This window comes from Vibrio harveyi NBRC 15634 = ATCC 14126 = KCTC 12724, assembly GCF_001591145.1.
Lineage (GTDB): Bacteria > Pseudomonadota > Gammaproteobacteria > Enterobacterales > Vibrionaceae > Vibrio > Vibrio harveyi.
Window position 1 is genome coordinate 1 of record NZ_BCUF01000034.1, and the last position, 13,913, is coordinate 13,913.

The window sequence follows — 13,913 nt, forward strand, 5'->3', positions numbered from 1 at the left end:
TTCGAGAGCAAGAAAAACAACGCAAGGTACTATGTAACCTGGATGCACTTGTAACCTGGATGCACTTGAGTATACAAATTTTGCTAATCAAGCATTATCTGGATATCAAATCACTTTACTTTGAAGTGAATCGAAATAATTCTCTGAACTTGATGAAAGAATGTTCAAAGGTTAGACGTTCCGCTATTCTAGATATTGCCAATAAAATTTGCTGCTGGTGAACAATATGAATAATTACAACAAAACAAAAGACACTGATGATCTTCAGTGTCCCCTATGCCAATGCGATGAATATATGATTTCATCAGATGGCGAAAAATTCACATGTGCTTCTTGTGGATTCCATACAAAAAACTTTTCATCTATCCAATGCTTGCATCAAACCCCGTTGTTACAAACTAAATTCAAACACATCCATAGTTTAAGCAATGTTTGTCACTAAACTGAGCAGCCTAAGAGCTGCTCTTTTAGTTCATCAAGGTGTGAAATTTGAATAACGCGCTCATCGTTTACTAGATTAATCGGTGCGCCGTTATAAAGCTGAATGGTTCTTACGCCTGCATTTAAACCAGCTTCCACTCCTTTAGGCGTATCGTCAATGTACAAGCAATCACTAGGGAGAAAGCCCATATTCATTGCGCTGTACATAATGAGATCCGGTTCCGGCTTCCAACTGTTCGCATCAAATGCAGAAAATACTTTGCCTTTAAATGCGTCCAATAGCCCTGTCAGCTCTAGTGAATACTCAATCTTGTCTTTAGGACCATTAGAAGCAACACAATATTCAATGTTGTGTGAATCTAAGAACTGAATGAGTCGTTTTGCCCCGTCCATTGGTTGCAAGTGACGCACAAATAGCTTTTGTAACTCTTCTCTATATTGCGGTTCAAGAACATCAATAGAGGCATTTACGCTCATCAACTCTTTCGCATCACGGAGAATGTCTGCCAACTTACCGCCTTTAAAATGCTCGACACACTCATCGAAGGTCATTTCAGCGCCATACTGGCTAAACACGTTCACCAATGCTTGGCAGCACAAACGTTCACTGTCTACCAAGGTCCCATCACAATCGAATATGACGCATTTAATATTGTTAATAGCCATACGCCAGTCCCCCGCCAACGAATATTACACACTCTGCTGTTCAATTAAGTTTGAACTTATTGACTTATTTATTTGTACTAAATATGTATACCCATGATAGGTAAGTTTAGAAATGTTTAAACGACAGACTTGGCATTTCGTAGAAATGAGAAAGAGCAATTAACATTTTTTTAAGCAAGATCACCGAATGAAGCGCCAAAATTAAGAAAGATGAAACTTCATTTAGCGTGGTAATTAGCATTAAACTTCGTTATCTGGGTACAAATAACGCACTTCTATAAAATCATCCAAATTATTTAACAGAAGCTGAGTCAAGACAGGGTCGAAGTGTTTGCCCTTTTCTTGCCTGAACAGCTCGACGACCTCTTCAGTTGTCCATGCGCGTTTGTAACATCGCTCGGTAAATAGAGCGTCAAAGACATCTGCAATCGCAACAATGCGCGCAAACAAGTGGATATCTTCACCTTTTAAGCCATTTGGATACCCAGTTCCATCCCAACGCTCGTGATGTTCGTGTGCGACGATGGCTGCAAGTTTGGTGATTTCACCTTTACGATTATTGAGTAACTCAAAGCCTTTCGTAGTGTGACGCTTCATGATCTCCCATTCATCTGCATCCAACTTACCTTTTTTATCTAGGATGGATTCAGGTACAGAGATTTTCCCCACATCATGCATTGGACTTATGACTTCAATCATTTCCACTTCGCGATGGCTAAGACCATAAAATTCCGCCAGAGTGGCAGATAGTCTCGCGACGCGCTTTACGTGCTGCCCAGTTTCCCCAGATCGGCATTCAATCGCCTCGCCCAATATGTGAATCATTTCCTTTTGAACACTCAACGTTCGCTTTTGTAGCGTTACGATCTTTCGATTCTTTTGGTCAATGACTTTACGTTGGCGCATGGTCATAAACTGACTGACGATGACCAGAAACAACAGAATAATCAGCGCACAAGCAAACAAGAGCAATTTGATGTTTACTTGAATCGCCGGTGGTGGCGCATTAATGATGTGTGCGCTTTCAGGAATATCGTAACGGCTGATTCCGTATTTTTGGATAGCAGTAAAATCGAGAACGGCCTCGGATATCAGCTCATCATCCACTTTGATCATGGACAACCCCAATTTCCCAGCCATCAACTCAGCAGCCTCGTAGCCGTATTGTTCAGAGCGGTTGACAAAACCACCTAAAATGCCCGGTTCTTCGAGGTACATTTCCCACAGAACAAACACAGGAGCGGCGCTTTTTGCACCAATAACATGCGCCACTTGTTGATAAGAGTGGTAATGCCCTTGCTCTGCCTCTGTATTAAAATGAGTGAGTAGAACCGCATCATTTGGGCTTATGTTCTCTAGTTGCTTTGATGCGTCATCAAGGGTTTCATCACGTAGCTCGATTAGGTTGATCTGAGGAAACTTTTTCATTTCCGCAACGACACGCTCATGAATAAGCTCAGACGTCATGCTACGATCAGCTAAGTAATAAAGGTTCTTGATTTGAGGACGTAGCTGGTTGATAAGCAGAATATTTTCGGCAACTCGGTCTTGTTCATAAAGCACGCTACCAGAAGAACTCAACGCATCAAGCGTGGCGTCCGCGTCATTTATTCCAACCGCTACGAGAGGGGTAAAACGTTCATCATTCGCAAGGTATCGCTTTGCAAACTGCAATGCGGCATCGTCAGAAATGATGACACCATCAAATTCATAGTCTTTGTATTTTAACTTAAGGTAATTGGCCATCCGTCTAAAATAGCCATCGGTATGCACTCGCTTTGCATCCAGATATTCAATCGACAGCTTTACTTCGCTGTTCGTTTGTTTGAAGCCCTCTTCTATGCCTTTTTGAATATCACTGGTCCATTGATATGAAGGCTCATAGGAGTGTAACACCAGTACTCGTTCGATTTCCCAATCAGTATTGTCAGCATTGACTGCGGCCGTCCCTAGGCACAACAAAAGACCCAATAAACGCGTCAAACGCTTAAACATGTTTTACCCAGCCGAGAAAAAGAAGATTTTGCACATTCTAAACATCGATTCCCTTTAGGGAACCGATATCGATCAATTTTCAATGACTATTGTTTCACTCAACTTTTGATCGTGGTTCAGCTTTTTTCCTAAATCACAGACAAACTGGCGTTTATCTAAATTTTGAGAAACCACTAAATCAGAAATAAGGGTGTTGCCTTCATATTGACTTACAATCGCGGCACCAACCGGCTCCCCTTCTTTAAATCCGACATACAACTCAAATTCTGGTGTAAGGATGATTTGGGTAAGGAACTCAACAATCATTTCTTGTTCGTGCTTGTCTGCCCAACGCTGCGATTGAAGAATTGAAAACATCACGGTAAGTCGATGAAAATCAACTAAGAATATGTCTTCTACCGATAAGTTTGACTCATTGTCTAAGAGCAACGTATTACTACTCACCTCGTAGGTTTGCTGCTCAAGCATACGATTGTAAATTTCACGACCTTCCAAACTTTCTTTAGTAGGGAATTCAACTTCTACTAAATCATGCAGCCACTCGTTTTTTCTTTTAATGCTTTCTAACTGTTGTTCGTTCATTTTCTTACCTTAAGCGCTGCTAGTTCAATTTTGGACAGCGTAAAAAAGACAGGACTTTGATTAGAAATGTAGTGCTCACCTGCTCTGGAGCGGTACATTAGCATGAAGCCTCTTACAAACCTAGCTAAACTCCTGAGGTAACGCCAAATTTTGTTTTAATCGTGTGCGTCTGATAAATTGAATCAATAAATTAGCCTATTTAAGGGATGAAAAATGAAAAAAAGCTTGCTTGCTCTAGGTTTGGTAACGGTCTTGGCTGGGTGTAGTGATAATGAAGTGGGCGACGTCTCACTAGGCATGTTCACAATGAAAGACATTAAAATTGGTCACCTACAAGATGAAGTCGTAACTGGCGTAACTTGTCATATTGCTTCTATTGAAGCGAACCTAAGTTTGTCTGATCCGAGTGACAGCTCAATCTCTTGTCGTCAAACCGGTGATATCACACCAGAAATGATTGCAAAAATAGACAAGAGCAAGTCAGGGGAAGTGGTATTCAAAAAATCGAAAAGTATCTTCTTTAAAACGATGAAAGTGCGTCGAATCTACGATCCAGAGAATCAAACGTTACTTTACTTGTCATACACCACGAAAGAGACCGAAGGCAGCTTCAAACATAGCTTGTCAACGGTGCCATTATGGGGCACGAAAGCTTACGTCGAACCGACTGTAACTCCTACAAATTAACCCCAAATCGCTGCTAAAAACACCAGCCCGCTGCATTTTTCAGCGGGCGAATTTCTTTGTAATAAAACACAACGATTTTCAAAATTTTGTGATACAATCCCGCCTCTTTTTTTCTCACTCAAGAACAAGCATGAAGTTTCCTGGACAGCGTAAATCTAAACACTACTTCCCAACTCACGCTCGAGATCCATTAGTCAACCAAATTCGACAGGCGCCTAAGCTGTACCGCCCTACGATTGTCGGCGTTGGTCAAACCATCGTAGATATCGAAGCGCGCGTAGACGATGCGTTTTTAGAAAAATACAACCTTAGCAAAGGTCATTCTCTCGTTCTTGAAGAGAGCAAAGCAGACGCACTATATGAAGAGTTAGTAGAGCAAGGTCTGATTACTCATCAATACCCAGGCGACACTATCGGTAACACTCTGCACAACTACTCTGTATTGGCAGACAGCAAATCTGTACTACTTGGTGTTATGTCTAAGAACATTCAAGTCGGTTCTTTCGCATACCGTTACCTGTGCCGCACCTCTTCACGCATGAACCTTAACCACCTGCAAACTGTAGACGGTCCTATTGGTCGCTGCTACACCCTAATTTCTCAAGATGGTGAACGTACTTTCGCAATTAACGAAGGTCACATGAACCAACTAGCTCCTGACAGCATTCCTGAAGAGGTGTTTGAAAAAGCCTCTGCTCTTGTCGTTTCATCTTACCTAATGCGCGGTAAAGAAGATGACCCAATGCCAAAAGCCGTTCAAAAAGCGATCGACTTTGCTAAGAAGCACGACGTCCCTGTTGTACTAACGCTGGGTACAAAATACGTGATCGAAGGCAACGCTGAGTGGTGGCAAGAGTACATTCGAGACAACGTATCTGTTGTTGCAATGAACGAGGAAGAAGGCGCTGCGCTTACTGGAGAAACTGATCCACTTGCTGCCGCAGACAAAGCACTCGAGTGGGTAGACCTTGTTTTGTGTACTGCTGGTCCTGATGGTCTATACATGGCTGGTTACACCGAAGAACAAGTGAAACGCGAAACAACGCACGATATCCTTGAAGGCTCAATTGATGAGTTCAACAAGTTCGAATTTAGCCGTGCTATGCGCAAAGAAGACTGTAAACAGCCGATGAAAGTGTACTCTCATATCGGTCCTTACCTAGGTGGACCACTTGAGATTAAGAATACCAACGGTGCTGGTGATGCAGCGCTATCTGCTCTTCTGCACGACATGGCTGCCAACTCTTTCCACCAGAAAGAAGTTCCTAACTCAGAAAAACACGAAGTACGTTGTCTGACTTACTCTTCGCTATCTCAAATTTGTAAGTACGCTAACCGTGTAAGTTACGAAGTGCTAACCCAACACTCTCCTCGCCTATCCCGTGCTCTACCAGAGCGTGAAGATAGCCTAGAAGAAACCTACTGGGATCGCTAAGAACCAAGCACTTAGAGCGAAAAATATGCGAAGGTCACCGTTTGGTGACCTTTTTGTTTTGATCTAGCGCAGTATTTAGTGTTTTTTGTTATTATGTAGCACGCTAAGGCGCACGAACTGCTTTACACCTCTTATTTTACCAGTATTATTCTCGCGCAAACGTTTGCGCAACAGCAATACAGTCTTTCGATTGCTTGATGCTGAACGCCACGTGTTAGCCATTTTTTTGGAGTATCCATGCAGTCTGATATTGAAATTTGCCGAAACACACCGTTGTCTTCTATCGCTACTGTCGCAGCAAATGCAGGGCTTTTGCCGCACGAATTTGATACACACGGAAAACACAAAGCTAAAGTTCATCCCCAATGTCTTGAGCGCCTCAATACAAATCAAGACGGAAAGTTAGTGTTGGTCACTGCGATTACCCCTACTCCTTTGGGTGAAGGTAAGACCGTTACAACAATCGGCTTATCTCAAGGGCTATCTAAAATCAATCAATCGGTCATGGCATGTATTCGTCAACCGTCAATGGGTCCAGTATTTGGCGTTAAAGGTGGGGCTGCTGGCGGCGGTTACTCTCAAGTTGCACCAATGGAGGAACTAAACCTGCACCTCACTGGTGATATCCACGCGGTTACCGCAGCGCATAACCTTGCGTCCGCCGCGCTTGACGCTCGTCTCTATCACGAGCAACGAGAAGGCTACGCGGCGTTCGAGGCACGAACTGGACTAAAAGCACTTAAAATCGATGTTGACCGAATCACGTGGAAACGTGTAATGGACCACAACGATCGTGCACTACGCATGGTGAAGATTGGTCTGAATGAAGAAGGCAAGACCATTAACGGTTTTGAACGTAGTGAAGGTTTTGATATCTCCGCAGCCTCTGAGCTTATGGCTATCCTTGCCCTAGCAAAAGATCTTAAAGACTTACGTCAGCGTATTGGGCGTATTGTCGTGGCATACGATATCGAGGGACAACCGGTTACCACAGAAGACTTGCAAGTCGCAGGTGCAATGGCTGTCACACTCAAAGAGACAATAGCTCCAACATTAATGCAGACTCTAGAAGGTGTGCCAACCCTTATTCATGCAGGTCCATTTGCTAATATCGCTCACGGTAATTCCTCTATCATTGCAGACGAAATTGCTCTTAAACTATCTAGTTACGTTGTCACTGAGGCAGGTTTTGGTTCAGACATGGGGTTCGAAAAAGCTTGTAATATAAAAGCGGCGGCGGCTGGTCGAGCTCCTGATTGTGTTGTGATTGTTGCGACATTACGCGGCCTAAAAGCAAACTCCGGTCACTACGATTTGCGTCCGGGCATGGCTATTCCGGATTCGATTTTCAACCCCGATCAATCGGCATTAGAAGCAGGGTTTGAAAACCTGAAATGGCACATCAATAATGTTCATAAATACGGTATTCCTGCTGTCGTTGCGATCAACCAATTTCCGCAAGATTCTGTAGAAGAGCTGTCTGAATTAGAGTCTTTAATAGAACGCTTTAATCCTGAAGTAAAAGTTGCCATCAGCACCGCATTTGCAAAAGGCGGTGACGGTGCCGTTGAGCTTGCTAAGCATGTTGTTGAAGCATGCGAGAATCCATCGGAGTTCACCCCTCTTTACACGAAAGAGCAATCATTGAAAGAAAAGCTGATGGCGGTCTGTGAAGCTGGTTATGGTGCATCAAATATCGAGATGAGCGATCTAGCAAAACAGCAGCTCAAGCACTTTGAAACGCTTGGCTTTGACGGCTTAGCTGTGTGCATTGCTAAAACGCCGTTGTCGCTCAGTACAGATTCAGCAATTAAAGGCGCACCTAGTGGCTTTAACGTTCCGATTCGCGAACTTCGCTTGTGTGCCGGAGCAGGCTTTGTATACGCACTTTCAGGAAACGTCATGACCATGCCAGGGCTACCAGACAAACCTGCATTTATGAACTTAGATCTTGATGATCAAGGTAACATCATCGGTCTGTCATAACCTCACTGCTGTTTTCTACAATGGATAGGAGCCTTTGAGCTCCTGTTTTAATTTCTGCTCGTCCCACATTACCTCATTGTTTTAACGCCGCTTTACATTGTAAATCGGGTTATAGACAACCTTTGGCCACTCCGACCTCACCAATTTAGTGCACGACATATTTCCCCACTCCCTAATGTAGTGCAAAGTTAACGCTTCATTTATCAAAATATATTGATTTCATTGATAAAATTCTATGGCTCGAATCTTGTACTAGGGTATATAACAAAACGATTTCTAAAAACCAAAGGACACTCACTGTGCACATCGAATAGCAATCAGCAGTTGGCTAACTCCTCAAGCTTTAGAGCGCTTTCGAAGCACGTAAGATAAGGGAAAGGGAAGATTATGCAAGATGCACTCGCGGTAATTTTAGCCGGTGGTATGGGGTCAAGGTTAAGCCCTCTCACCGATGATAGAGCCAAGCCAGCGGTTCCTTTTGGCGGTAAGTATCGTATCATTGATTTCACGCTAACTAACTGTATTTATTCAGGTTTACGCAAGATATTGGTTCTCACTCAATACAAATCACATTCACTACAGAAACACTTGCGAGATGGTTGGTCCATCTTTAATCCCGAACTTGGTGAGTACATAACGGCAGTTCCACCTCAAATGCGCAAAGGTGGTGCATGGTACGAAGGTACAGCCGATGCGATCTACCACAATATGTGGCTACTTTCGCGAAACGATGCAAAGTACGTCGTCGTTCTTTCTGGTGACCATATCTACCGCATGGATTACGCAGCGATGCTCGAAGAGCATAAAGAAAACGGTGCGAAGTTAACGGTCGCTTGTATGGATGTTCCTGTTGAAGATGCAACCGCCTTTGGGGTCATGGGCATCAAAGAGAATGGTTTGGTCGAATCTTTCGTCGAAAAACCAGAAAACCCACCTACTCTGCCAGATGATCCAACTCAAAGCTTGGCTTCTATGGGTATCTATATTTTTGATATGGACGTACTACAAGACGCTCTTGAAGAAGATGCGAAACTCGACGATTCCAACCATGACTTTGGCAAAGACATAATCCCAAAGCTCATCGATACTCAATCCGTTTACGCTTATAAATTCTGTGGCAGTAAAGGTCGTGTAGACAAAGATTGCTACTGGCGCGATGTAGGTACGATTGACTCTTTCTATGAAGCCAATATGGATCTTTTAGAACCCGTACCACCAATGAATTTATATCAGCCTAACTGGGCGATTCGCACTTATGAAGCGCAATTTCCACCAGCGAGAACCGTTTCATCAGCCACAGGTAATGAAGGTATTTTTATAAACTCAATCATCGCCAATGGCGTTATCAATTCGGGAGGGTCTGTTCAGCACTCAGTGATAGCATCAAATGTGCGCATTCATGATAGTGCAACTGTCGTAGATAGCATTATTTTTGATGATGTCGAAGTTGGAGAAGGCTGTCAGTTGGTGAGTTGTATTATCGACAAGCACGTTCGAATTCCCCCTCATACTCAAATTGGAATAAACAAAATTGAAGACGCAAAGCGATTCCATGTTTCTGAAAAAGGCATCGTAGTTATTCCGGAAGGTTACCAGTTCTAGCTTTTTTGCTCTCATGTAATCATCAATAGAGAAAAACCAAGCTCACCAAATAAAAAAGCGCGCGATGTAAATCGCGCGCTTTTGTCATCCACTCAAATTGGATTAGATATTACATACTGTTGACCAGCTACCATCACTACCCGGCTCTGATGCAGTCCACCAGTTTGCTTGGTATACCACACCATTGTGAATCACTTTGTCACCTTGGTTAGCGTGGCTTGGGTTACCTTGCCAATCAGTTTGTGGCAGATCTGGGTAAGTAACTAACCCTGCAGTGTCACAAGTACCAGGCTCAGTACCGCCACCACCACCGGTGCCAGAGTTTAAGTCACCAATTGGTAGATCTGGTTGCTCAAACTTAAACGCAAACTCTTTACCGCCAGAAATTACGGTGTAATTAGCAGGACCAGAGATTGGTAGGTAGTAAACCATATCGAGCTCGTAAGTACCGCCTGCTGGTAAGTCTTTCCATGCAGGTAGAGAGAAAGATACGCGATGCATAACACCATCTAGACCACCGATGTTGTTTGCACGAGTGTGACCAGAAGCAATCACACTTAGACCACCACCAGATTGATCTTTCGCGTTATCCGGTGCTGATACAGGAATATCAAACTGGAATTCTGTACCACCAGGAATCGCTTGACCAGTGTTGTTCGTAAACGTGATCTTAGGATTGATTGGGTAGTTTTGGTCACCAACTTTAAAGCCACCAACGCTAACAGCGATGTCTACTGCTTCTGTTGGAATCGGACCTGTCGCAATCTTGTTTCCGTAAGGCGTTGCAGACTTAAACTTATCGTAAATCGCCTTGGTCATCGTGTTACCCATGTGGTACTCACCATTACCTGCAGCACACGCTTGTTCAGATGCATCTATCGTTGTACGGTTGCCATTCGCATCTAGGACGTAACAGTTGTAGTCACCCGCAAGCTCCCAGAACATGATACCGCCGATCTCTTTATCGATAACGTAGTCCGCTTTCACTTCAACAGACGCTTTATCTTCTGTTGAAAGGAATACGCTCTTCTCTGCGTTCCATAGCCATGGAGCTAACGCAACATCATCATAGTTACGCGTGTAGGTACCAATCAATTGGTCTGAAGGGTCGTTAACTGGATCTAGACCATACGCTTGAGCATAGGAACCCCAAATGCCTTTCTCTAGGTTCTTCGCGTGCCACATTGGGTTAGAACCTGCGCCCATTTCGTTGCCTTTAGGGTCAGTATCGTGCCACATGTTATCGATACCTAGAGCACCGTGACCACAGTTGTTCTTCTCACCTTCACCTGTACCAGGCGCACATTCAGACTGGTTTGGTAATGCTGCACGACCCCAAAGGCCGTTTTCACCACCTGTCACACCTTGCCAACCACGAGTATAGTAAGGAACACCAATGTTAATACGACCAGCAGGCATTGAACCGCGGAAGTAATGGTATGCCCAATCCGTGTTCAAGTAGCCAATACCACCGTAAGCCGCAGTGCCATATACATTCCACTGTGCTAGCTCAGAGTCTTTACCTGTATCGAACAGTGCCGCGTTATGACCAACGTGGTCGTTCCAAGCACCGTGTAAGTCGTAAGACATGATGTTTACGTAATCTAGGTACTTAGTAACGTCGAAGGTTTCCATACCACGTAGCAAGTAACCTGAAGAAGGCGCTGCAATCGTTAGCATGTAGTGATGACCATCTTGTGCTGATGCTGCATCCAACTTCTCACGAAGCACTTTCATAAGTTCTTGGTAAGACGCCCACAAGTATGGACGACGTGGTTCCATGAAGTCTTTATCGTAAGGGTTACCCGCTCCTGCCATAGAAGTTGGGTACTCGTAGTCAATGTCTAGACCATCGAACTTGTATGTACGCATCATTTCAACAGCAGATGTCGCAAACTTCTCGATACCCGCATGGTTGATTGAACCGTCTGCGTTAGTCGTCATCGTATAGAAGCCACCGTCAGCAACACGGTTACCATCTGCACCGAAGTGACCACCCGTTTCAGCCCAGCCACCAATAGAAATCAACGTCTTAACATCGTGTTTCTGTTTGTAAGTCGCTAATGCACCAAAATGACCTTTAAAGCCTAGCGCTGGATCTACTTCAACACCCGACCACGTTTTGCCCGTCGCAGGGTTAGTTGGATCATTCACATCCCCAACATTAACTTTACCGTCAGAGCCGATGCTTACGAACGCGTAGTTGATGTGAGTTAGTTGATCCCAAGGGATGTCTTTAACTAGATATGCTGCTTGTGGGTCATCACCACTACGCCAGCTAGTAAAGTAACCGATGACACGACGTGGGTGATCGGCACCCATTTTTTCACGACCTTCTTCGTCGTAAATAGTACAGTAAGGTACATCTAGACCCGTTGTTTGGTACAGACCGTCAGGACGACAGTTCGACGTCACTGCGCCACCATTAACGGTCAAGGAAACAAGTGAAGAGTCTGTTGTTGCGCCAGCATCGTCAGTTGCTTTCGCGTAAACAGATACGCTACCCGCTTGTGCAGGCATAAAGTCAACGGCATAAGGTGCTGCTGTTGCGGTGCCGATCAACGCACCCGCAGCGAAGAACTCAACTTTATCGACTGTGCCATCTGCATCAGCAGCATTCGCAGTTACCGTGACTGAGCCACCAAGTTCGATAGAAGTTGCAGATAGTGCAACATCAACAGTTGGCGCTTCGTTGCCTGGCTGACCTGCATTTACATTAAGAGTGACAGCACTAACCGCACTCACTGCATTTTTGTCATCATACGCTTTGGTAGAGAACTCGTGAGCACCTTCAGTTGCCGTCCATGAAGCCGTGAAAGGCGCTGCTGTTGCAGTGCCAACCAGCGCACCATCAACAAAGAACTCAACTTTACTGATTGTGCCGTCAGTATCTACGGCATCCGCAGCTAAGTTAACCACGTCACCGGCGGTGATCGAAGCCGACGCAGAAGGTGATGTTAACGTAACCGTCGGTACTTCATTCACAGGTGGATCGACAGGTCCCGTATCACCACATGCGCCTAGGTTTTCCCATTCACCCCACTGACCTGATTGCGCAGGGTTGTTGTTTTGGGTCCAATAACGCGCTTTGTAAGCGTTGTTTTCGTGTTGAACTTGGTCACCGCCATTGTAAACCTTTGACGAATCCCAAACTTCTAGAGGGGCACAATCAACCGCCGCATAGGTGTTGAAAGCCATTAGACAAGATGCAGTTAACGTACTGAGTGTAAATACACTCTTCACTGCTTTCCCGTTTCTAAGGTGCATATTGCTCTTCCTTAAGTTATTGTTAATACAATACAAAATACGCTTAACTACCGCGCACTATTACTTTTGTTTCGACGTAAAATAACTTAAGTACAACTACAGAGTTTCACACTATATATTTATAAATTTTCAGCAACACCTCTCAAGAATCCACTAAAACGTTGCAACAAAAGACATCTTATTTTGCACCAATAACTAATTTTATTACTCAAATAAATATGTCGATCGCAATTTATTAAAAAAGACGAAAAAAGTCGTAATTTTGAAATAAAGATCACTAAGCCTTTGTTGATCTTGGAGTTTCGTTAAAGTGGCGCTTGTACTCTCGACTGAACTGTGATGGGCTACTGTAACCAACTAAACGTGCTGCATCGTTTACCCGTCTTCCTTCTAACTGAATTAATTCGCGTGCTTTATTTAAGCGAACCTTTTTGATGTATTGCAGAGGTGATTCAAGCGTTACGCTTCGAAAGGCTTGATGAAACGCTGAAACACTCATGTTCGCTTCTTCAGCTAGCGTCTGAACATTTAGTTGTTCATGGTACTCTTGATGAACGCGGTTAAGCGCTTTCGCCACGCGCGCGTATGACCCTTCTTGATGTGCTAATTCGAACAAAACATGCCCTGACTCACTCACTAATGTTCGATAGACAATCTCTTCCAGTAACATGTCGCCAAGCATTGCAACTTCAAGGTCATCGCACAAAGCCGTCATCAAACGTTTACACGCATCCAGCATCTGCTCATTCATTCGAACTGACTTCAAACCACAACGGGCCTCGTCTTCACATACATTACTATAGTGTTGCGATTCCAGTTTCTTTACCAGCTTTTGCAGCATCGCAGGCGAGATATCAATTGAAATCCCGAGCAACGGCTCATTATCGACAGCAATGGCTTCACATTCTAAAGGCATAGGAACTCCAACCACCAAATAGTCATCTGGTCCATAGCGAACTGGCGTCTGACCGATATGGATGTTCTTGTGTCCCTGCCCGAGAACAATGATTCCAGATTGATAAACAAAAGGTTGGCGGTTGTTACCTTTGCTACTGCGATAAAACCACACGCCGTCAATAGCGGTTTCTTTAATGCCTTCTAATTTATCCAAATCAAATTTAGTGGCGTACTGTTGCATGATCTGAGCAAGTGTCTTCATTGTTTCACTCCAATAACTTTCCACGCACTATACTTGGAGTTCTGATTACAGTTCCAGCACAACGAACGCACATTTGTAGAAATAGGCAAAAAA

10 protein-coding genes are annotated in these 13,913 nt (G+C 44.1%); 5 read left to right on the forward strand and 5 right to left on the reverse strand.

Annotated features, from left to right (window positions below):
• On the forward strand, positions 1–221 hold a 221-nt coding region (locus VHA02S_RS26270), incomplete at its 5' end, for a hypothetical protein (protein WP_218000900.1).
• 217 nt (positions 222–438) lie between these two features.
• Here the strand turns inward: VHA02S_RS26270 and VHA02S_RS17000 are convergent.
• The 3 genes from VHA02S_RS17000 to VHA02S_RS17010 all read right to left on the reverse strand — a co-directional run bounded on the left by VHA02S_RS17000 (position 439) and on the right by VHA02S_RS17010 (position 3,684).
• Entirely contained in the window at positions 439–1,107 is a 669-nt protein-coding gene (locus tag VHA02S_RS17000) for an HAD-IA family hydrolase (RefSeq protein WP_038898915.1), read from the reverse strand.
• A 240-nt stretch (positions 1,108–1,347) separates the two neighbouring features.
• Positions 1,348–3,102, reverse strand: coding sequence for an HD domain-containing phosphohydrolase (locus VHA02S_RS17005; protein ID WP_038898914.1), 1,755 nt, complete (start codon positions 3,100–3,102; stop codon positions 1,348–1,350).
• A gap of 72 nt (positions 3,103–3,174) precedes the next feature.
• A complete protein-coding gene (locus VHA02S_RS17010; RefSeq protein ID WP_005451712.1) occupies positions 3,175–3,684 on the reverse strand; it encodes a hypothetical protein in 510 nt (169 codons plus the stop codon).
• A gap of 213 nt (positions 3,685–3,897) precedes the next feature.
• Between VHA02S_RS17010 and VHA02S_RS17015 the strand changes: the two genes are divergently transcribed.
• The 4 genes from VHA02S_RS17015 (at position 3,898) to glgC (ending at position 9,394) form a co-directional block, all read left to right on the forward strand.
• Positions 3,898–4,371 (forward strand): CreA family protein, encoded by a 474-nt coding sequence (locus VHA02S_RS17015; protein WP_005451711.1) that lies wholly within the window; start codon positions 3,898–3,900, stop codon positions 4,369–4,371.
• A gap of 130 nt (positions 4,372–4,501) precedes the next feature.
• The gene (locus VHA02S_RS17020; protein WP_009700365.1) at positions 4,502–5,806 is read left to right on the forward strand and encodes an inosine/guanosine kinase; all 1,305 of its coding nucleotides are present in this window, start codon (positions 4,502–4,504) and stop codon (positions 5,804–5,806) included.
• Between the two features lie 237 nt (positions 5,807–6,043).
• Positions 6,044–7,792: a formate--tetrahydrofolate ligase gene (locus tag VHA02S_RS17025; RefSeq protein ID WP_038898913.1), complete on the forward strand. Its 1,749-nt coding sequence runs from the start codon at positions 6,044–6,046 to the stop codon at positions 7,790–7,792.
• 387 nt (positions 7,793–8,179) lie between these two features.
• Complete coding sequence (glgC, locus tag VHA02S_RS17030; protein WP_038898912.1) at positions 8,180–9,394, forward strand: glucose-1-phosphate adenylyltransferase; 1,215 nt, start codon at positions 8,180–8,182, stop codon at positions 9,392–9,394.
• 102 nt (positions 9,395–9,496) lie between these two features.
• Here glgC and VHA02S_RS17035 read toward each other — a convergent pair whose 3' ends face one another.
• On the reverse strand, positions 9,497–12,661 hold the full coding sequence (locus VHA02S_RS17035; RefSeq protein WP_038898911.1) for a chitinase C-terminal domain-containing protein: 3,165 nt from the start codon (positions 12,659–12,661) through the stop codon (positions 9,497–9,499).
• A gap of 277 nt (positions 12,662–12,938) precedes the next feature.
• Positions 12,939–13,820: an AraC family transcriptional regulator gene (locus VHA02S_RS17040; RefSeq protein ID WP_038898910.1), complete on the reverse strand. Its 882-nt coding sequence runs from the start codon at positions 13,818–13,820 to the stop codon at positions 12,939–12,941.
• Positions 13,821–13,913 lie beyond the last annotated feature (93 nt).